21 protein-coding genes are annotated in these 20,431 nt (G+C 27.4%); 1 reads left to right on the top strand and 20 read right to left on the bottom strand.

What is annotated here, in order from left to right; genetic code table 11:
- Window positions 1-125: 125 nt before the first annotated feature.
- The 13 genes from J2S18_RS04505 to purB all read right to left on the bottom strand — a co-directional run bounded on the left by J2S18_RS04505 (window position 126) and on the right by purB (window position 11,606).
- A complete protein-coding gene (locus J2S18_RS04505; RefSeq protein ID WP_307483800.1) occupies window positions 126-443 on the bottom strand; it encodes a hypothetical protein in 318 nt (105 codons plus the stop codon).
- 1 nt (window position 444) lies between these two features.
- Complete coding sequence (locus J2S18_RS04500) at window positions 445-1,983, bottom strand: cobyric acid synthase (RefSeq protein WP_307483798.1); 1,539 nt, start codon at window positions 1,981-1,983, stop codon at window positions 445-447.
- 11 nt (window positions 1,984-1,994) lie between these two features.
- A complete protein-coding gene (locus J2S18_RS04495) occupies window positions 1,995-2,648 on the bottom strand; it encodes a Dph6-related ATP pyrophosphatase (RefSeq protein ID WP_307483796.1) in 654 nt (217 codons plus the stop codon).
- A 12-nt stretch (window positions 2,649-2,660) separates the two neighbouring features.
- The gene (locus J2S18_RS04490) at window positions 2,661-3,416 is read right to left on the bottom strand and encodes an ABC transporter ATP-binding protein (protein WP_307483793.1); all 756 of its coding nucleotides are present in this window, start codon (window positions 3,414-3,416) and stop codon (window positions 2,661-2,663) included.
- Window positions 3,417-3,424: 8 nt separating this feature from the next.
- Entirely contained in the window at window positions 3,425-4,453 is a 1,029-nt protein-coding gene (locus tag J2S18_RS04485; protein ID WP_307483788.1) for a FecCD family ABC transporter permease, read from the bottom strand.
- Window positions 4,434-5,357, bottom strand: a complete 924-nt coding sequence (locus J2S18_RS04480; protein WP_307483786.1) for an ABC transporter substrate-binding protein — start codon at window positions 5,355-5,357, stop codon at window positions 4,434-4,436. The genes J2S18_RS04485 and J2S18_RS04480 overlap by 20 nt, the downstream gene beginning before the upstream one ends.
- Before the next feature lie 33 nt (window positions 5,358-5,390).
- The gene (locus J2S18_RS04475) at window positions 5,391-5,987 is read right to left on the bottom strand and encodes a histidine phosphatase family protein (protein ID WP_307483785.1); all 597 of its coding nucleotides are present in this window, start codon (window positions 5,985-5,987) and stop codon (window positions 5,391-5,393) included.
- Complete coding sequence (locus J2S18_RS04470) at window positions 5,980-6,360, bottom strand: bifunctional adenosylcobinamide kinase/adenosylcobinamide-phosphate guanylyltransferase (protein WP_307483784.1); 381 nt, start codon at window positions 6,358-6,360, stop codon at window positions 5,980-5,982. The genes J2S18_RS04475 and J2S18_RS04470 overlap by 8 nt, the downstream gene beginning before the upstream one ends.
- A gap of 11 nt (window positions 6,361-6,371) precedes the next feature.
- On the bottom strand, window positions 6,372-7,124 hold the full coding sequence (locus J2S18_RS04465; protein WP_307483781.1) for an adenosylcobinamide-GDP ribazoletransferase: 753 nt from the start codon (window positions 7,122-7,124) through the stop codon (window positions 6,372-6,374).
- Complete coding sequence (locus tag J2S18_RS04460; RefSeq protein ID WP_307483777.1) at window positions 7,111-7,671, bottom strand: bifunctional adenosylcobinamide kinase/adenosylcobinamide-phosphate guanylyltransferase; 561 nt, start codon at window positions 7,669-7,671, stop codon at window positions 7,111-7,113. The genes J2S18_RS04465 and J2S18_RS04460 overlap by 14 nt, the downstream gene beginning before the upstream one ends.
- Window positions 7,672-7,697: 26 nt before the next feature.
- A complete protein-coding gene (gene cobT / locus J2S18_RS04455; RefSeq protein ID WP_307483774.1) occupies window positions 7,698-8,798 on the bottom strand; it encodes a nicotinate-nucleotide--dimethylbenzimidazole phosphoribosyltransferase in 1,101 nt (366 codons plus the stop codon).
- A gap of 107 nt (window positions 8,799-8,905) precedes the next feature.
- Window positions 8,906-10,063: an MFS transporter gene (locus J2S18_RS04450; protein WP_307483771.1), complete on the bottom strand. Its 1,158-nt coding sequence runs from the start codon at window positions 10,061-10,063 to the stop codon at window positions 8,906-8,908.
- Window positions 10,064-10,175: 112 nt separating this feature from the next.
- Window positions 10,176-11,606: an adenylosuccinate lyase gene (gene purB, locus J2S18_RS04445; RefSeq protein ID WP_307483768.1), complete on the bottom strand. Its 1,431-nt coding sequence runs from the start codon at window positions 11,604-11,606 to the stop codon at window positions 10,176-10,178.
- 167 nt (window positions 11,607-11,773) lie between these two features.
- On the opposite strand from purB, the gene J2S18_RS04440 reads away from it, so the two are divergent.
- On the top strand, window positions 11,774-11,989 hold the full coding sequence (locus tag J2S18_RS04440) for a DUF378 domain-containing protein (protein WP_307483766.1): 216 nt from the start codon (window positions 11,774-11,776) through the stop codon (window positions 11,987-11,989).
- Window positions 11,990-12,071: 82 nt separating this feature from the next.
- Here the strand turns inward: J2S18_RS04440 and J2S18_RS04435 are convergent, their stop codons facing one another.
- From J2S18_RS04435 to J2S18_RS04405, 7 genes are all read right to left on the bottom strand, one after another.
- Complete coding sequence (locus J2S18_RS04435) at window positions 12,072-12,332, bottom strand: HPr family phosphocarrier protein (RefSeq protein ID WP_209795230.1); 261 nt, start codon at window positions 12,330-12,332, stop codon at window positions 12,072-12,074.
- 142 nt (window positions 12,333-12,474) lie between these two features.
- The gene (locus J2S18_RS04430; RefSeq protein ID WP_204595302.1) at window positions 12,475-12,735 is read right to left on the bottom strand and encodes a stage V sporulation protein S; all 261 of its coding nucleotides are present in this window, start codon (window positions 12,733-12,735) and stop codon (window positions 12,475-12,477) included.
- Window positions 12,736-12,902: 167 nt separating this feature from the next.
- On the bottom strand, window positions 12,903-14,447 hold the full coding sequence (gene rny, locus J2S18_RS04425) for a ribonuclease Y (RefSeq protein ID WP_307483760.1): 1,545 nt from the start codon (window positions 14,445-14,447) through the stop codon (window positions 12,903-12,905).
- A gap of 331 nt (window positions 14,448-14,778) precedes the next feature.
- Window positions 14,779-15,837, bottom strand: a complete 1,059-nt coding sequence (gene recA / locus J2S18_RS04420) for a recombinase RecA (RefSeq protein ID WP_307483758.1) — start codon at window positions 15,835-15,837, stop codon at window positions 14,779-14,781.
- Between the two features lie 148 nt (window positions 15,838-15,985).
- On the bottom strand, window positions 15,986-16,576 hold the full coding sequence (gene pgsA, locus J2S18_RS04415; protein ID WP_307483756.1) for a CDP-diacylglycerol--glycerol-3-phosphate 3-phosphatidyltransferase: 591 nt from the start codon (window positions 16,574-16,576) through the stop codon (window positions 15,986-15,988).
- On the bottom strand, window positions 16,560-17,906 hold the full coding sequence (gene rimO / locus J2S18_RS04410; protein WP_307483754.1) for a 30S ribosomal protein S12 methylthiotransferase RimO: 1,347 nt from the start codon (window positions 17,904-17,906) through the stop codon (window positions 16,560-16,562). Before rimO ends, pgsA begins: the two co-directional genes overlap by 17 nt.
- A 97-nt stretch (window positions 17,907-18,003) precedes the next feature.
- Window positions 18,004-20,391: an FtsK/SpoIIIE family DNA translocase gene (locus tag J2S18_RS04405; protein WP_307483751.1), complete on the bottom strand. Its 2,388-nt coding sequence runs from the start codon at window positions 20,389-20,391 to the stop codon at window positions 18,004-18,006.
- Window positions 20,392-20,431 lie beyond the last annotated feature (40 nt).

Genomic DNA, 20,431 nt, shown 5'->3' with positions numbered 1-20,431 from the left:
TTAGTTTTTTTGTTTTTATTTTAATCATCATTTACGAGTATTTTATTTAAGAAATATAATTGTATTTTTTAATATTAATTAGCTCTTATTAAAATATGCCTAACACACAAAAAACAGATAACACATTATTTTGTGCTATCTGTTTTTTGTGTGTAATTATCATTAAATATAAATGAAGTTACAAAATATAATACTAGTAAACTAGAACCTTTAATTAAAAGCTTCATCTTATCTTCGCCTAATAAATATCCACTAAATATTTTTTCTAAAAATATACAAATTACAATTAATATTACTGATATTAATGCTAATATTATCTTAGTGTTTTTTTTATTTATTATTTTATTTGAAGCTATAGATTTATATAATTTACTATGTCTCCAAAAAAGATCTAGAATATAAAACATTCCAGCTATAGCTAGTACATTTAATACATAATTCATATTACTCTTCTAAAGATTTCTCCTTAGTTCCCTCCTCTTTTTCATTATTTAGTATTTCTAAAATTTTATCCATATTTATATGTTCTTCAAAAAATTCACCTAAATTATCATATTGTTCTAATTTATATTTTTTATAATGTTCTTTTTCTTCCTTGCTGTTTTCAATAACTACATTATATTTTTTCTTTAAATCATTTATCAAATTTTTTCTAAATTCTTCGCCTTCTAATATTCCATGAATATAAGTTCCAAATACATCGCCCTTTTCATTGCAAAGACCTATTACATTATTATTTTTATCAATAATAAATACTTCTCCATTATCTAGCATTTCTCCAAAACCATTATGAACTTCATATCCATAAACTCTTATGTTAGAAAGACTTTTTAATTCATTTTTCATAGAACAGACAATTCCATTTGAAATAGCTGTTTTTTTATCAGAAGATAATGTAGTATTAAGGGGTAACATATTAAAACCCTTTATAATCTTATTATCTTCTTCATTAGATGAGGAGTCAATTATATTTTTACCTAACATCTGGAATCCACCACATATACCCATTACTGTAGCCCCATTTTTTTGTAATTCTATTATTTTATCATATAATCCATTTGATTTAATATATTCTAAATCATAAGTTATACTTTTGCTTCCAGGTAATATTATTAAATTAGCTCCTTCTAGCTCATTTGGAGTTTTTACATATCTTATATTAACATTCTTTTCAAGTTCTAAAGGATAAAAATCTGTAATATTTGATATATGCTGCAATTTTATTATAGCAATATTAAGTCCGCTTCTCTTATTGCTTCTAAGCCTTTTTGTAACTGTTTCCTCATTTTCTATTGTTAATTCTTTATAAGGTAATACACCTAAAACTGGTATATTTAACTTTTCTTCAAGAATAGCTATATTATTCTTAAATTCCTTTATATCACCTTTAACTTTATTTATTATTATTCCTTTTATTAATTTTCTCTCTTCCTCTTTAAGTAACATTACAGTTCCATAAATTGATGGAAGTGCTCCACCTTTTTCATCATTCCCTACTAATATTACATCTGAATTTGTTAAGTTTGCTATATAAAAGTTTGACATTTCATTGCATTTTTCATTTACATCAAAGGCACTTCCTCTTCCCTCAACAATTATATTATCATATTCTTTTGATAATTTTTCAAAACCTTCCTTTAAAAACTCCTTTAAATCTTTGTTTACTTCATCATCATTACAATTTTCTTTATTACAATAGGATTTTCCATTAACAAATATTTTAGCTTTATTATCTGAAGATGGCTTAATTAAAATAGGATTCATTATTCCTTTTGGAGTTATTTCACAAGCTTCTGATTGAATAAATTGAGCTTTAGCAATTTCTTCACCCATTTTATTTTTAGTTGAATTTAAAGATACATTAATTCCTTTAAAAGGTGCTACATCATATCCTTTTTTCTTTAAAACTCTACATAAAGCTGTCAAAACAGTACTCTTTCCTACAGAAGATGCAGTTCCTAAAACCATTATATTCTTTTTCATTATATTCACCTCTATAAATTATCTGTAATTAAAATATGATTATAATTATTATTTTTAAATTTCTCACCTATTTTAAAATTTATTTCATTTTTAAAAATAGGTCCATCATAAACAAAGGTATGATATTCTCCATTTTCACCACAAGGATCTGCACCTGTTTTTTTTATTTTTTCTACAAGAGAATGAGTTAAAACCTTTCCTAAATAGCTTTCATCTAACTCAGTATCATTACAACATTTTATTATGCTTTTAAATCCATTATCTATAAATTCTTTAGTTAGTTTTTCTCTATCTTCCTGCCAAAGAGGAAATTTTGCTTCCATATTTACATTGTTACATCTATCTGTACACCAAGTTCTATGTCTATCTATATCTATATCTCCAAAGGCACAAAACTTAGCTCCCATAGCCTTCCCTTTGTTTAATGCTTCTTCAAAAGCTTTTTCATATTCATCTCCTACACAATTAACCTTTATAAGAGGAATAGACAATGCTTCTGATACTTTGTCTAATATATCACTTGGTATTCCATGGAACCAAGATTTATCTTCATCTTTATTCACCGTTACAATAAGGCCTACTGGAATATATCCTTTTTCTATTAATCTATATAATGATAATGTGCTATCTTTTCCACAACTATATGATAAAATAAACTTTTCCATTTTTTCTTCTCCTTAATTCCACTTTTCTAAAACTTTTAACATAAATTCTCTTATATTTATTCCATAAACATCTTCAAGTTTTTTAGACTTTAAAATATTTTCACTATAATCTATATCTACTATTTTCCCATTATCTATAAGGGCAACTCTATCTGCATATAAATTTACTAAATTTAAATCATGTAAAACACCTATTACTGCTCTGTCTCCTGCTTTACACCACTTTTTTATATTATCCAAAAGTTCTATTTGATGTTTAAAATCTAAATGATTAGTTGGTTCATCTAGTAATATAACTTTTGGATCTTGTACTATTGTTCTTGCCAAAAATACCCTTTGAAGTTGTCCTCCTGAAAGTTCACTAATATATTTATCTTTAATATTAGTTAAAGATAAATCCTTAATTACATTTTCAACAATTATTTTATCATCTAAACTTAAAGTAGAAAAGGCTCCATTTATATGAGAATACCTTCCTAAAGAAATAGTATCATATACAGTATAAGAAAAGTATATTTCTGTTATTTGAGACATTAATGCTATATTCTTAGCTAAATCTTTTCTATTAAAATCCTTTATCTCTTTATTAAATATTTTTATGCTCCCTTTATAATCATTAATATTTGCTATTGCTTTTAATAAAGTACTTTTTCCACATCCATTAGGTCCTATTATACAAAATAATTCATTTTTATTCACTTTAAAACTTATATCTTTAATAATATTAATTTTATTATATCCTGTATATACATTTTTAACTTCTATCACTTTTACACCTACTTCTTTTTAAAATATATATAAGCAAAAAATGGTGCCCCTATTAATGCTGTAATTGCTCCTATTGGAAGTTCTGATGGTGATATTATAGTTCTAGATATTAAATCTGTAATTACCATTAAACTTCCTCCTAATATAAAAGACATAGGTATTACTAAATTATGTTTAGCTCCAAAAATCTTCCTTACAATATGTGGCGCTATTAAATCTATAAATCCAATTATACCACTTAAAGATATTGCACTTCCTGCTAAAACTGCAGTAAAAACAAAAAGCCTTGTTTTTACTTTGTTAGTATCTACTCCAACTGACTTTGCATTATCTTCACCAAAGGTTAATATATCCATTTCCTTTGTATAAAGTGAAATCCCAACCATTCCTATAAGTAAAAAAGGAATAAATGCGCAAACATAGCTCCAGCCTTTCATGGAAAAGGATCCCATCTGCCAAAGTGAAATTGCCTTTAGGCTATCTCCATTTAAAGCTCCAGCTGTTGTAAGTATGGCATTTAAAAATAAGGAAAACACCATTCCTGCTAATATTATAGTGTTATTAGATAAAAATATATCTACTCTTTTTGAAAATGATATTACTATTATAACCGTAAGTAACCCAAATATAAAGCCAACTATTGGTAAAGTAAAATCTCCTAAAAATGAAACATTAAATCCAAAAATTATTACTAAAGCAGCTCCAAGGCCTGCACCTGATGAAACACCTAAAGTATAAGGAGATGCTAATGGATTTTTTAAAATAGATTGAATGGCTGCACCACTTACTGATAAAGCCCCTCCTATTAAAAATGCTAATAAAACTCTTGGAAATCTAAGTTCCCATATAATTGCAACCTCTTGCCCTGTTATTCTATAACCTAAAGGAATATTTAAAACTTTATTTCCTATTATTGAAAAAATATCAAATAAATTAATATTGGAACTTCCAATAGAAGTTCCAATACATATTATTAAAAAAGCTATAGGAATAGTTAATAAAGCTTTTTTTCTCTTACTAAAAGTTCTTGTACTCATTTGGATATATATCCTTTGCCATTTCTTTTAAAGCTTTTATAATATGCTGTGATGGACGTGATGATGAGTTTGTATCTATTTGATATACAGCTTTATTTTTAACAGCCTTTATAGTATTCCATCCTTTTCTTTCTTCAATTTTTTTAACAGGGTCTTTTATATAATTTACATTTGTTAAAATAACATCTGGATTTTTTTCTATAACTGATTCTGCACTAGGTGAAATCCATCCTTTATCGCTACTAAATATATTTTTTGCTCCAATTATATCTATCATTTCATTTAAGAAAGTTCCTTCTCCAAAACTATAAAGTGAAGGACTTGAACCTATTTCAAAATAAACAGTCTTTTTATTTTTTATTTTATCTCCAACTTTTTTTATACTATCTATTTCCTTTTTCATATTAGAAACTAATTCTTTTCCTTTATCTTCTGTATTAGTTAGTTTAGCTAAAAATTCAATATCTCCATATATTCCTTCTATGTTTTCGCTGCTTTTAATATATACAACTGGTATTTTTGCATCTTTAATAGCTTTAAATGGATCGCTACCACCTGCTTTATTATGAGTTGATGCAATTATTATATCTGGTTTAAGGGATACTATCTTTTCAGCATCTGGATGTAAAAAGTCTAATGTAGTGGCATCTTTATTTACACCCTCTATATCTTTTGAATATTTATCTGTTGCAATTATTTTATCTCCAAGACCTAATGCTACTAAAATTTCTGTATTAGATGGTGCAGTAGATATTATTCTATCCATTTTCTTAGGTACATTAAAGTCATTTCCTGCTCTATCTTTCATAGTTTTAGTTTTGTTTGTACAACCTGCAAAAATACCTAAAACTAGTATAAGAGAAAGTATTAAAGCAGATATTTTAAAATTTTTTAAATTTCTCATATATGTAACCTCCTATGTAAAACTTATTTATTTTTAAATATTAGATATACTACTAATTCTAATATTTTCATTATTTATTAATATGTTAAGTACATAACCTCTTCCACAAGGTGGCTGCCATTTAAATAAATCTTTTTCATTACTATAAAACTCTTCTAAAATAGTTCCTATAGTTCCTCCATGACATACTAATATAACATTTTTTTTATTTTCTTTTATAAGTTTATTTATAAAGGATTTAAATGTTAATTTTGTTCTTTCCCTATATTGTTTTTTACTTTCTCCATTTTTAATAATATAATTTCCTTCTGTATCCTCTATCCAATTTATATAATCCTTTAAGGTTTTTAATTCTTCATAACCTTTCATTTCAAAATCTCCAAAATTATATTCTCTAAAACCTTCCTCAACTACATACTTACAGGTATCAAATAATATATTCATTGTTTCATTAGTTCTTTTTAATCCTGTTGTATAATATCCATCTATATCCCTATAAGGCTTTTTTAGTTTTACTAACTCTTCTCTTCCTTCTTTTGTAAGAGATATATCTGTTACTCCACAATATAATCTTTTTTCATTAGCTTCAGTTTTTCCATGTCTTATTAAATATAATTTTAATTTATACATCCTTTAAAACCTTCTCTATTCCTAAAAATACTCTTATAACCTTTTCACTATTTAAAGTTAAATACTGAATAGCTCTTCCATGTTCATCTCTCCATACTCTATCTTTCTTTTCAAGAGGAACTATTCCAGAACCTATATCGTCAGTAATAATTATCTTATCTTTTAAATTCTCTATATTATCTTCTATGTACTTTAAAACATCTTTATTATTTAAAATTCTTTCCCTAACAAATATGTGAAATCCTGATATAACTTTTTTATTAAAGTTAAGTTTGTCACAATTACAGTAAAATATATCTTCATTACTTATTTTATATTTATTTTTTACATAGGATAACTTACCATTATAAGCTCCTCCAAAAACTAATATCATATTTTTCTCTCCTATATTAATGCTAATAATAATAATCCTGTAGCTTCACCAATAATTAACCCATAACCTGCTACATCACCATTTATTCCCCCAAGTTCCTTAATATTTCTATCTGTTTTATATAACATAGCTAAGCACATTATAATTAAAATTCCGTCATATAATATTCCCATAGTAAAAAATATAATAATTAATAGAACTATTAATATTATAACTTGCAGCCCTCTATCAAAGGAATTTGTCTTAGTTTTAAAAATTTTTACTAAGGTACTTTCTTTTATTTCTTTTTTTATTAATATTATAAGTGCCATAAAGCTTCTTGATATTATAGGAATAAATAATAAAAATAAAACATTTTTATTATCACTTAATATTGTATAAATAGATGCAAATTCAATTATTAATAATATTATTACACTTATTACAGAAAAAGCTCCAGTACAAGAGTCTTTAAGTATTCTAAGCTTTTCTTCCCTATCTCTTCTTGATAAAATTGCATCACATATATCCATATACCCATCTAAATGAAGCATTCCAGTAATAAATATAGGAAATATTAAAAGTATAGCACTTATTAGTACAATATTTATATTAAAATATTTAAGTATATTATAAAGTGCAAACCAAAGTATTCCTATTATTAATCCAACTGCTGGATAAAACTTTAATATATGCCTTGTATTTTTATCATCCCATTTATATCTTGGAGCAGGTATTACTGAAAACATTGATACTGCCATAAGAAAACTTCTAATATATTTCATTTATTAATTTTCTCCCTTCTACTTCTCCTTTATGTATTTCATAATTGTTGTAAGTACATTCAATAACAACATCACAAAATTCTATAATATTTCTATTTAAATAGGCAAGCTCTCTTTTATAATTTTCACTAAAAGATTCATATATAATTGAATCACTAAAAATATAATCACTTACAATTACAATATTTTTGCAAAGTTCACTTAATTCTTTTATGTCTTTAGCTATTTTTTTATGTAGCTTTTCTTTTATTCCATCTTTTGTAAACATTTCATTGTTTAATAAAGTTGTAACACTATCTAATAATAAAGTATCATCTTCTTTAATTTTACCTTTTATATTATTTATATCCTTAAAAGCCTCTATAGTTTTAAAGTTTTCCCCTTTTCTTCTATTTAAATGACCTTCTATCCTACTTAAATCTTCACTGCAATTTGGTTTCATTGTTGCAATATATATTATGTTATCTGAAATATTTATTTTTTTACATAATTTTTCACCAAGAAATGATTTTCCACTTCTAGTTCCACCTATTATTCCTATCTTCATTTATATTCTCCTAAATTTTATGTAAATTATATTTTATAACATTTTTCATCTCTTATTTCATCTAAATATTCACAATTAATTCCTGACTCTTCAAAAGTAGCCATATTTCTTAAAATAGCATTTGCTGTATCTATTATAGAAAAGGCTATTGGACATCCACTTCCTTCTCCAAGTCTCATATCTAAGTTAACCATAGGTTTTAATTCTAACTCATTAATTGCCAAAGAATATCCTATTTCCTGTGATAGATGTGATGCAAATAAATAATCTTTTATATTTTCATTTAATTTAACTGCTAAAAGAGCTGCAACTACTGATATAAATCCATCTATAACTATTGGAATTTTATAATAACCAGCTCCAATAAAGGCTCCTGTCATTGCAGCTAAATCAAAGCCTCCAACCTTCATTAATATATCTATTGGATTATCTTTATTTGGTTTATTAATTTCTAAAGCTTTTTTAATAACCATCTTTTTCTTATTAAATGCATCATTTGTAAGACCTGAGCCTCTTCCTACAGCAGCTTCAATATCACATTCTTTTAATGCTATTAAAACTGAACTACTAGTTGTTGTATTCCCTATACCCATTTCCCCAACACCTAGTACATCATAACCTTCATCATAAGCTTTTTTAGAGGCTTCTATACCTGTTAATATAGCCTGTATACATTCATCTTCAGTCATTGCAGGTCCCTTTGCTATATTATTAGTTCCCCTTCTTATTTTTCTATCTATTACCCCTTCAATTTTAAGTGAACTATTTATTCCTACATCAACAATCATAAGGTCACTTCCATTTTCCTTTGCAATTACCCCAACACCTGATAACCCTTTAGTAAAATTAATAGTTTGGGCAACAGTTACATATTGAGGAGTACTTGCAACGCCTTCCTCAAAAACTCCATTATCAGCAGAAAATATAATAACACATTTCTTTTTAAATTTATTTTTAAGAGAACCTGTTATTCCAGTTATTTTAATCCCTATCTTTTCAAGTTCTCCAAGACTTCCTAAAGGCTTTGCTAAAGAATCCATCCTCTCTTTAGCTTCATCCATTATATTTTTATCTGACTTTTCTATATTATTTATTATATTATATAACTCATTTTTTTTATTTTCCATTTTATATTACTCCTTAATAATATATATTCTCATCTTTTAATTAAATTTTTAACATATTTAAATTAAAAATTAGCTGAATACATACCTAATGCATTCAGCTTAAATAGTTATCTTGATTTTATAACTTTACTTGCCAAAACTAAAAATACAAATGTAATTAATATTGATACTGGCATTATAAATACTGCATATTTTATTCCTATTGAATCTGAAATTACTCCTACAAGTAAACTTAATACTGTATTTACAACACTTCCAAGGGCTATTATTATTCCAGTAATATAAGCTGTATTTTTCTTAAATGTATTACTTATAATAACAACTATAGTTGGAAACATTATTGAAAAGAAAAATCCTGCAGATGATACTATGTATAATCCATTTTTACCAACTAATAATCCAATAACAAATAAAATACCTCCAATTAAGGAAAATATTTTTACAGCTTTCATTGAACCTATCTTTTCAACTATAAATCCACCAATTAATCTTCCTATTGTTAATAACAAGAAAAAAATTGATATATATGAAGCTATTTTTGATTCTGTCATATTATTATATGTAGATTTTATATATGTAGGAAGCCATCTTCCTGTACCTTGTTCTGCCATTATATAAAAACCTAATCCTATAAAAAAGAACCAAACTAACTTATCTTGTAACACTACTAATAAGGAAGTTTTCTCCTCTTCTTTTTCTCTTTTTACAGAAGGAAGTTTAATAAATAAAAACATTACAAATACAATTATTGTAAGAATTGCTGCTCCTATATAAATTCTTCTCCAACCTACACCATCTGTCATAAGTACTCCAGACAGCTTTTGTGATGCTGAAAGACCAACTCCATATGCAAAGTGAGTTAAATTCATTGCTATGGCCTGTCCTGTAATCCATATTATAGGTATTACTGTATTTGCAGCTATAGACATTAATCCTAAAAATCCTTGAATAATTGCAAAGGCAATTAAAAATATTGTAAAGTTTGGAGACCAAGCTTGTAGTAAATTAGTTAATGCTGCTCCAAATAATCCTATTAAAAATAATTTCTTTTGACCTATTTTTTCGCAAAGTGCTCCCCCTACATAATTACATATTAAATATGCTATTGTACCAAACATAAACATTAATGATAGCTTTGTATCTGTTATATGAAAATCATTTTTTATTGGAACTGTAAATATGTTTATTAATCCTTCTGTTATTGCAGTTATTATCATAACAAAATAAATTAATGTAGTTGCTATAATTTTACTTTTTTTATTCATTTTTTCATTCCCTCATTTCTATACAAACAAATGTATTATAGCATAGATTTGTTTGTATTATAAAGGGAAAAACTAGAAGTTAAAATATATAACTTCTAGTTTTAATAGTTAATTAAACGTTAATTTCACTTTTAACTTCTATAGCATCTTTGTTCTTATCTATAATTGGAGTTACATATTCATCAATAAATTCTACAACTTGACTTGGAGCTCTACCAATAAATTTATTTGGATCTATAATTTCTCTAATTTCTTCTTCTTTAAGACTAAAAGTATTATCACTAATTATTCTTTCTATTAGATCATTATTAAGACCTTCTCCCTTTACTCTTTGAGCTGCAGCCATTGAGTGAGTTCTTATTTGTTCATGAAGTTCTTGTCTATCTCCACCTCTTTTTACAGCTTCCATCATTATATTTTCTGTAGCCATAAAAGGTAATTCATTATTTACATGAGCTGCAATTACTTTATCATATACAACCATGTTTTCAGCTATATTTATATAAAGATTTAAAACACCATCTAACGCTAAAAATCCTTCAGCTATTGATAATCTCTTATTTGCTGAATCATCTAAAGTTCTTTCAAACCATTGTGTTGAAGCTGTAATTGCTGGATTTAAAGCATCTACTATTACATATCTTGCAAGGGCTCCCATTCTTTCACTTCTCATAGGATTTCTCTTATATGCCATTGCAGATGATCCTATTTGATGTTTTTCAAAAGGTTCTTCAACTTCTTTCATACTTTGAAGTAATCTTAAATCATTACTAAACTTATAAGCACTTTGTGCAACCTCTGATAGTGTGTTTAACACTATTGAATCAAGCTTTCTTGGATAAGTTTGACCTGTTACACCATAGCACTTAGAAAAGCCCATCTTTTTTGCTACTTTTTCATCTAATAATTTAACCTTTTCTTCATCATTTTCAAAAAGATTCATAAAACTTGCCTGTGTTCCTGTTGTTCCTTTAACTCCTCTAAGCTTTAAAGTGCTTAAAAGGAAATCTATATTTTCTATATCCATTACTAAATCTTGCATCCATAATGTTGCTCTCTTACCTACTGTAGTAAGCTGTGCTGGTTGAAAATGAGTAAATCCAAGAGTTGGCATATCTTTATATTTTAAAGCAAACTTGCTTAATCTATCTAATACAGTAACAATTTTCTTTTTAACTAAAAGTAATGCATCTCTCATTATGATAATATCTGTATTATCTCCAACATAGCAACTTGTTGCTCCAAGATGTATTATTCCCTTAGCATTTGGACATTGTAATCCATAGGCATAAACATGGCTCATAACATCATGTCTTACTTCTTTTTCTCTTTTTATAGCTTCTTCATAATTTATGTTATCTACATTATTTTTTAACTCTTCTATTTGTTTATCTGTTATGTTAAGTCCTAATTCTTTTTCACCTTCTGCTAAGGCTAACCATAATCTTCTCCAAGTTGTAAATTTCTTATCATCAGAAAAAATATAACTCATTTCTTTTGATGCATATCTTGAATTTAATGGTGTGCTATATAAATCTCTCATCTAAAAGTACCTCCGTACGAATATATTTTTAATATCACATAATATAGTTCGTATTATAACATAATATTTTTTTATTTTCACCTTTTTGTTAAAAAATTTTTTATAAGGTTATTATTTATTTAATGTTTTCATATATATATTTTAGATAGTAATTGGAGGAGATTTTTATGTGTAAAATAAACATATTAGACAAACTGTCCTTTATACTAGTTGTAATTGGAGCTTTAAATTGGGGTTTTGTAGGTTTATTAAACTTTAATTTAGTTACATTTATAACTTGTGGTATCCCTATAATATCTAGAATAATATATATACTTATCGCTTTATCTGGAATTAATTTAATAAGTCTTTTATTTAGATGCAAATTAATATCTCTAAAATAAAATATATGTAGTTTAATTTATACATATATTTTTACAAAAAGAAAAAGGTTCCTACAAAATAGGAACCTTTTATCTTTAATAATTAATCTTCTAAGTTTTCGATTAATTTTGAAATTTCTTCTACAGCTAAAGCTTCGTCATCTCCTGAAGCAATAACGTTTACTGTTGAATTAGCTGTTACTGCTAATGAAAGAACTCCAATTAAGCTCTTAACGTTTGCTTTCTTTCCGTTGAATTCTATGCTTACATCTGATTTGAATGAAGACGCTTTTTTAACTAATAAAGTTGCTGGTCTAGCATGTAAACCTGTAGCGTTCTTAACTAAAACCTCTTTAGATATCATGTAAATACACCTCTTTGCTTTATTTTTATAGGTTAATTTTCTATTAACCATTTCATTATAAATGTTTTTTAGAAAAATTTCAACCATTGAATAATTTAATTAAACATAATTTAATTAAATATAATTTATTTATAACTTTTAATTATCTAGGTTGTACAATAAGTTTTATTGCAGTTCTTTCTTCTCCATCTATAATAATATCTGTAAAGGCTGGTACACATATTATATCTTTTCCGCTTGGTGCCACAAAGCCTCTTGCTATAGCAATTGCTTTAATTGCTTGATTTATTGCTCCTGCTCCTACTGCTTGAATTTCTACAATATTCTTTTCTTTTATTATTGCAGCTAATGCTCCTGCTACTGAATTTGGGTTTGATTTTGTTGAAACTTTTAATACTTCCATTCTTATTTCTCCTCCTACATTTTACTAATCGTTTACATCAATGCTATATTTGCTATATCACGACACAATATATATTATTCTACTTTTATTTTAAAACTCCTTTATTTTTCTTTTATAATATAAAAAATACATTTTGTAAAACAAAATGTATTTTAATGTTTATTATTTTATTTAGCAAAATCAGTTGCTCTAGTTTCCCTAATAACATTGATTTTAATTTGACCTGGATATTCTAATTGTTCTTCTATACTCTTTGCAAGATTTCTAGCAAGTTCAACTGATCCAGCATCGTCAATTTGATCTGGTTTAACCATAATTCTAATCTCTCTACCAGCTTGAATGGCATATGACTTTTCTACACCTTCATATGAGTTAGCTATTTCTTCTAACTTCTCTAATCTCTTTATATATGCCTCCAATGTTTCTCTTCTTGCTCCTGGTCTTGCTGCTGATATTGCATCTGCTGCCTGAACCAATATTGCTTCTAAAGATTGCATTTCAACATCTCCATGATGGGCTCCTATAGCATTTACTACTAATTTTGATTCACCATATTTCTTAGCAAGGTCTGCACCAATAATTGCATGTGGTCCCTCTTGTTCTTGATCTACAGCTTTTCCTATATCATGTAGTAAACCGCTTCTTCTAGCTAAAGTAACATCTAAACCTAATTCTGAAGCCATCAAACCAGCTAAGTATGAAACTTCTATGGAATGCTTTAACACATTTTGGCCATAACTAGTTCTATACTTTAATCTACCAAGTAATCTTGTAAGCTCTGGATGAAGTCCATGAACAGCAGTTTCAAGTGTTGCTTGTTCTCCTTCTTCCTTAATGTCGTTTTCAACATCTCTTTGAGCTCTTTCTACCATCTCTTCGATTCTTGCTGGATGTATTCTACCATCTACTATTAACTTTTCTAGTGCCATTCTAGCAACTTCTCTCCTAATTGGATCAAAACTTGATAAAATTACTGCCTCTGGAGTATCATCTATAATTAAGTCAACTCCTGTTAAAGTTTCTAGGGTTCTAATGTTTCTTCCTTCTCTACCTATTATTCTACCCTTCATTTCATCATTTGGTAATGCTACAACGTGTACAGTAGTTTCTGAAACATGATCAGCAGCACATCTTTGTATTGCTGTTGTAACTATTTCTCTCGCCTTTTTATCAGCTTCTTCTTTAGCCTTGCTTTCAATCTCTTTTATCATGATAGCAGATTCATGAGAAACTTCTTTCTTTACTTCATCTAAAATGATTTGACGAGCTTCTTCACTTGAAAGATTAGCAACTCTTTCAAGTTCCTCTCTCCTCTTTTCATGAAGATTATTAGCTTCTTTCTCTAACTGTTCAATGTCATTCATTCTACCATTAATGGTTTCTTCTTTCTTTTCAAGAAAATCACTCTTTTTATCAAGAGATTCTTCTCTTTGTAAAACTCTTCTTTCAAGCCTTTGGATTTCATTTCTTCTCTCACGAGAATCTTTTTCTAAATCACTTCTTAATCTATGAACCTCTTCCTTTGCTTCAAGGATAGCTTCTTTCTTCATAGCTTCTGCTTCTCTTTTTGCATCTTCTACAAGCTTTTCAGCCTCTCTCTCAAGAGATTCTACTTTGTTTTTTGATGTACTTTGTATTGTTTTGTAAAGTACTATTCCTAATATTAACAGCACAACTATATCAATTATAATCATTGGTACAATTTGTGGCATATTAACACCCCCTCGCTTATTTTTAAGTGAAAGCGTAGTAGGTGTCATAATGTGTTCTCACTGTTATCTTTGGAATATGATAAACCAGTATTTGTTATTATTGTATAGTAAAAATAAAATTATGTCAAGTTGAGTAACTTTAAGTACTAAACCTACCTTCTTCTTTATTATTCTCACAAATTCTCTTTTTTACTCAACATTTCAACTTCTTATATTTAATTTAAGTAAACCTTTACCTTATAATTTTTATCCTTTTCTATAAAAAAAGTAAGGCTAACCTTTTTAGGACGCCTTACTTTAAAAATTTTATTTTATTAGTTAACTAATAAATTTATTTATTCTCTTTTTCTTTTGCCTTTGTTTCCTCTTTTGGTTGCTCTACAGCTTTAGCAAGAGGAAGATTATGTTTAGCTCTAATTTGATTTTCAATATCTAAAGCTACTTCTGGATTTTCCTTTAAATATCCTTTTGCATTTTCTCTACCTTGGCCTAATCTTATATCTCCATATGAGAACCATGCCCCACTTTTTTGTACAATTTCTTCTTTGACACCGACATCAATTATATTTCCTTCTCTTGAAATACCTTCATTGTACATAATATCGAATTCTGCTTGTCTAAATGGTGGTGCAACTTTATTCTTTATTATCTTAACTCTTGTTCTATTACCTACAATATTTTCACCTTGTTTTATTGAATCTATTCTTCTTACATCCATTCTAACTGATGCATAGAACTTTAAAGCTCTTCCACCTGGAGTTGTTTCAGGATTACCAAACATTACTCCAACTTTTTCTCTTAATTGATTTATAAATACTGCAACACAGTTTGTTTTACTTATTGTTCCTGCAAGTTTTCTAAGTGCTTGTGACATAAGTCTTGCTTGAAGACCTACATGGGCATCTCCCATTTCTCCTTCAATTTCAGCTCTTGGAACAAGTGCTGCAACTGAGTCAACAACTATAACATCAATAGCTCCTGAACGAACTAACGCTTCAGCTATTTCTAATCCTTGTTCTCCTGTATCTGGTTGAGATACTATTAAATTTTCTGTATCAACACCAATTTTTCTAGCATATGAAGGGTCTAAAGCATGCTCAGCATCAATAAAACCAACTGCTCCTCCTTGCTTTTGAGCTTCAGCTACAATATGAAGTGCAACTGTTGTTTTACCTGAACTTTCAGGTCCATATATTTCAATAATTCTTCCTCTTGGAACTCCACCTATTCCAAGTCCAATATCTAAATCTAAGCAACCAGTTGATATACAATCTACATTTAAAGTAGATTCTTCTCCTAATTTCATAACTGATCCTTTACCAAATTGTTTTTCTATTTGCCCCATGGCAGCTTCAATTGCTTTTAATTTATTTGAATCTATATTATTCATAAATACACCATCCTCTCATCGAACTTATGTTCTGTATATAATTATAAATTACTCATTATATATAGTCAACCATAAATATAGATAAAAGTTCCAACTTTTTAGTAGGAACTTTTTATATCATTGACATATATTATATTTTTTAATCACTTTATCTTTTAGTTGATATAACTTTTTTATTTTTTATAAAATAATCATATCCAGAAATTATAGTTATTATAACTGCTGCATATAAAGCTATAGTTGGAACATATTTAAAGAAATTGATTAAAAACTTACTATTCATTACAAAATTATTTAAAATTTCACTTTGTGCTATGTTAACCTTTATTAAAAGTAATATTATAGCAATTATTTGTATAACTGTTTTAATCTTTCCCCACCAGCTAGCGGCAATAACTTTGCCATCTGCTGCTGCTAATGTTCTAAGTCCTGAAACTGCAAATTCTCTTGCAATAATTATTATAGCTGCAAAACTTGGAACAACTCCAAACTCTACAAGTGCAATTAATGCAGTTGTAACTAATAATTTATCCGCTAAAGGATCCATAAATTTACCAAAATTAGTTATTTGATTTCTACTTCTTGCAATATATCCATCAAGCTTATCTGTTATTGAAGCAATAACGAAAATGAAAGTTGCAACAAAAGTTCCATAAGGTATACCTTTAACAACAATAAATATTAAAAAAATTGGTACTAAAAGCATTCTTAATATTGTTAATTTATTTGCAAGATTCACATATACCAACTCCTATTAAATCATACTCTGTATTCTCTAAAACTTTAACTGTAACAATATCTCCATTATTAACCTTGCAATGTTTTTTGAAGAATACATTTCCATCTATTTCAGGTGCCATTTCATAATTTCTTCCATAGTAATATTCACCATTATATCCTTCAACAAGAATATCATATATCTTACCTATTTTCAAACTATTTATTTCTTTTGAAACTTCTCTTTGAATTAACATAAGTTCATTTTCTCTTAAATCCTTTATGTTTTCTAAAATTTGTCCTTCCATTTTGGCAGCTGGCGTTCCTTCTTCCCTAGAATATTTAAACACTCCAACCTTTTCTAGTTTATATTCCTTTAAGAATTCTTTAAGTTCATTAAAGTCTTCTTCTGTTTCATTTGGAAATCCTACTATTAATGATGTTCTTAATGCTATTTCAGGCATTTCTTCTCTTAATTTATTAATTTTATTTATTATATCTTCTTTTGTTGTTTTTCTTCCCATAAGTTTTAATATATTATTACTTATATGTTGAATTGGAAGATCTAAATACTTTAATACTTTATCATTATTTGCCATCTCTTTAATAAGTTCATCATATATTTCTTCTGGATAACAATATAAAACTCTAATCCACTTAATTCCGTCTATCATTGATAATTTATGTAGGAGGATATGAAGACTCTTCTTTCCATATAAATCACTACCATAAAGAGTTGTGTCTTGGGCTATTAATATTATTTCTTTAATTCCTTTTTTAGCTAAATCTTCTGCTTCTTTTAAGATGCTTTCCATTTCTCTACTTCTAAATTTTCCTCTTATTTTAGGAATTATACAGTAAGTACAGAAATTATTACAACCTTCTGCTATTCTTATATATGCAGTACCACTATCTGTTGTAAGTACTCTTTCACCTTCATTTATATTTTCATCTGAATAATTTACTTCTGTAAATTTATTTTCAATATTTTCTTTTGTTATAAATTCTTTTATTAATTTATCTATTTTAGTATAATCATTTACTCCAAGCATTATATCTATCTCAGGCATTAAATCCTGAAGTTCCTTACCATACCTTTGAGTTAAACAACCAGTTGCAATTAATAATTTACAATTATTTTCTGTCTTGTACTTTGCCATTTCTAAAATAGTATCAATTGACTCTTGCTTTGCTTTTTCAATAAAACCACAAGTATTAACTATAATTATATCTGCTTCTTTTGGATTGTTTGTTATTTCATATTCTTTGTTCATTACTCCAAGCATTATCTCAGAATCTACTCTATTTTTGTCGCATCCTAAGCTAACCATTCCTACTTTATATTTTGCCAAAACTTTTTTCCTCCTATGTTTTAAAAAAATACTTTCATACCTAAATATTTTATAACTGTTTTTATTCTATTACAAGATAAAATTTATTTACATCTATTTAAATATTATCTTCTGTATTATTTGTTCCTACTAAATCATTTTTTGTAATTAACACCTGTCTTGGTCTGCTTCCATCTTTAGGAGATATTATACCCCTATTTTCTAAATCATCCATTATTCTAGCTGCTCTATTAAATCCAATTCTTAATCTTCTTTGTAAAAATGATGTTGATGCTTGTCCATAATCTACAACTATATTAATAGCTTCATCTAAAAGTTCATCTACATCATCCCCTTGTAAGTTAGAACTTGTTCCTTCAGCTTCATTATTAATATGTTCTATAATATCTTCTTTATAAACAACTTCATCCTCTTTATTTTTTATAAAGTCAACAACTTTTTCAACTTCCTCTTCTGAAATAAAACATCCTTGAACTCTAAGAGGTTTACTTTCTCCAACTGGATAATAAAGCATATCACCTTTTCCTAAAAGTTTTTCTGCTCCTCCACTATCTAATATTGTTCTAGAATCTATTTGAGAGGAAACAGCAAAGGATATTCTAGATGGTATATTAGCTTTAATTACTCCTGTAACTACATCAACTGATGGTCTTTGAGTTGCTATAACTAAATGCATTCCAGCGGCTCTTGCCATTTGAGCTAATCTTCCTATATAATCTTCCACATCATTTGGACAAACCATCATAAGATCTGCAAGCTCATCAACAATAATAACGATATATGGTAATTTTTCTTCAATTGTTCCTTTATCATAAAGGGCATTATATGAATCAATATTTCTTGCGCCTGAATCTGCAAAAAGCTTATACCTTCTAGTCATTTCATTTACAGCCCAATTAAGGGCTCCTGCTGCTTTTTTAGGATCTGTTACAACTGGTATTAAAAGGTGAGGTATTCCATTATATACACTTAACTCAACTACCTTTGGGTCCACCATTAAAAGTTTAACTTCATCTGGAGAATATTTATAAAGTAAACTTATAATTAATGTATTTATACATACACTCTTACCAGAACCTGTTGCACCAGCTATTAATGTATGTGGCATTTTACTTAAATCACCAACAACACATTGCCCTCCTATATCCTTTCCTAAAGCAAAGGCTAATTTTTTATTAGTATTTAAAAACTCCTGAGATTCTAAAACTTCTCGTAAAAAAACAGGAGTCTGTTCCCTATTTGGAACTTCTATCCCAACAGCTGCCTTTCCTGGTATTGGAGCCTCTATTCTAACTCCTGAGGCAGCAAGACCTAATGCTATATCATCAGAAAGATTTACTATTTTACTTACCTTAACTCCAGGACTTGGCTGAAGTTCAAATCTTGTTACTGAAGGTCCCTTAGTAACTTGAGTAACCTTTGCATCTACCCCAAAACTTCCTAGTGTTTCTGATAATTTATTTGCACTATCTATTAATTCTTGTTTATCATTACTATTTAATTTTGTGCCACTATTAATATTAAGAAGAGCAGTGTCTGGATAAACATATTGTGTTTTTTCCTCTTCTTTTCCTTCTAAAATACTATTTTCAATTTCATCGTGAACTACAGCTTTAACTGAATTTTCTAATTTTTCTTTATTAGATTTTATACTTTGCTTTTGAATAGGCACCTTTGGTACAGGGTTTATAATTTCCTCTTTTTCTTCTAAATATGGATCAGCCTCTTCATTTTTATATAAATCATCACTATTTTCATCATCTAAAGATGAATTTTTCATAAAATCTAGTATTTTAATTTTATTATTTACTCCATTTAAAAATTCTTTTTTATCTACATTTTTCTCTTCATTTTTTTCAACTACTTTTATAAATGTATCATCTATATAATCATCTTCTAGATCTCTTTCTTTTTTTCTAGATTTTTTAATTTCCTTACTTTTATTTTTAACACTAACGCCTAAATCATAAAGTGTAATATCAAATGTAAGAATAGTTGCTATTCCAATAAGTGCTACATAAATAATATATGACCCTACACTTCCAACAAATTTAAATAAAGGGTAAGATATAACATAACCTATTACTCCTCCATTTAAAGTAGATTTCATATCTAATATATCTTTAATTCCATCACTAAAAGAGTCCATTCCATTAAGCCTTTGAATGTATATAGTTGAACATATTAATATTATTATTACTGAATATATAGTTATTCCATAAAAATTTTTATTTAAAGAAATTTTACCTTTAGATTTTATATATTCATATCCTAAATATAATAAGTATATTGGTAATATATATGCTCCAACTCCTATTAGAAAATGAGATAATCTTTGAGAAATCTTTGATAATGCTCCTATGAAATCTGTATATATAGCTACAGATAATAATATACCGACTGCAATATAAACTATTCCACGTATGTCGGTATTTTTATTACTTTTATTATTTTTTCTTCTACTTTTTTTCTTAGCTCTGCTCAAAAACAATCACCTCACTTTATTATTTTCTACAAACATACTA

Origin of the sequence: Eubacterium multiforme (assembly GCF_030813415.1) — a bacterium.
Lineage (GTDB): Bacteria > Bacillota > Clostridia > Clostridiales > Clostridiaceae > Clostridium > Clostridium multiforme.
Note: the sequence above shows the minus strand (reverse complement) of the source record. Positions and strands in the feature narration are given on the sequence as shown.

Excerpts from the sequence above, each read along its gene's own strand:
- J2S18_RS04465 (WP_307483781.1), bottom strand. The coding sequence starts at position 7,124 with ATGAAATATATTAGAAGTTTTCTTATGGCAGTATCAATGTTTTCAGTA.
- J2S18_RS04470 (WP_307483784.1), bottom strand. The coding sequence starts at position 6,360 with ATGATATTAGTTTTTGGAGGAGCTTATAATGGTAAGTTATCCTATGTA.
- J2S18_RS04485 (WP_307483788.1), bottom strand. The coding sequence starts at position 4,453 with ATGAGTACAAGAACTTTTAGTAAGAGAAAAAAAGCTTTATTAACTATT.
- J2S18_RS04475 (WP_307483785.1), bottom strand. The coding sequence starts at position 5,987 with ATGTATAAATTAAAATTATATTTAATAAGACATGGAAAAACTGAAGCT.
- cobT (WP_307483774.1), bottom strand. The coding sequence starts at position 8,798 with ATGGAAAATAAAAAAAATGAGTTATATAATATAATAAATAATATAGAA.
- J2S18_RS04450 (WP_307483771.1), bottom strand. The coding sequence starts at position 10,063 with ATGAATAAAAAAAGTAAAATTATAGCAACTACATTAATTTATTTTGTT.
- J2S18_RS04500 (WP_307483798.1), bottom strand. The coding sequence starts at position 1,983 with ATGAAAAAGAATATAATGGTTTTAGGAACTGCATCTTCTGTAGGAAAG.
- J2S18_RS04505 (WP_307483800.1), bottom strand. The coding sequence starts at position 443 with ATGAATTATGTATTAAATGTACTAGCTATAGCTGGAATGTTTTATATT.
- J2S18_RS04440 (WP_307483766.1), top strand. The coding sequence starts at position 11,774 with ATGTGTAAAATAAACATATTAGACAAACTGTCCTTTATACTAGTTGTA.
- J2S18_RS04435 (WP_209795230.1), bottom strand. The coding sequence starts at position 12,332 with ATGATATCTAAAGAGGTTTTAGTTAAGAACGCTACAGGTTTACATGCT.
- J2S18_RS04495 (WP_307483796.1), bottom strand. The coding sequence starts at position 2,648 with ATGGAAAAGTTTATTTTATCATATAGTTGTGGAAAAGATAGCACATTA.
- recA (WP_307483758.1), bottom strand. The coding sequence starts at position 15,837 with ATGAATAATATAGATTCAAATAAATTAAAAGCAATTGAAGCTGCCATG.
- J2S18_RS04480 (WP_307483786.1), bottom strand. The coding sequence starts at position 5,357 with ATGAGAAATTTAAAAAATTTTAAAATATCTGCTTTAATACTTTCTCTT.
- purB (WP_307483768.1), bottom strand. The coding sequence starts at position 11,606 with ATGAGAGATTTATATAGCACACCATTAAATTCAAGATATGCATCAAAA.
- J2S18_RS04430 (WP_204595302.1), bottom strand. The coding sequence starts at position 12,735 with ATGGAAGTATTAAAAGTTTCAACAAAATCAAACCCAAATTCAGTAGCA.
- rny (WP_307483760.1), bottom strand. The coding sequence starts at position 14,447 with ATGCCACAAATTGTACCAATGATTATAATTGATATAGTTGTGCTGTTA.
- J2S18_RS04460 (WP_307483777.1), bottom strand. The coding sequence starts at position 7,671 with ATGAAGATAGGAATAATAGGTGGAACTAGAAGTGGAAAATCATTTCTT.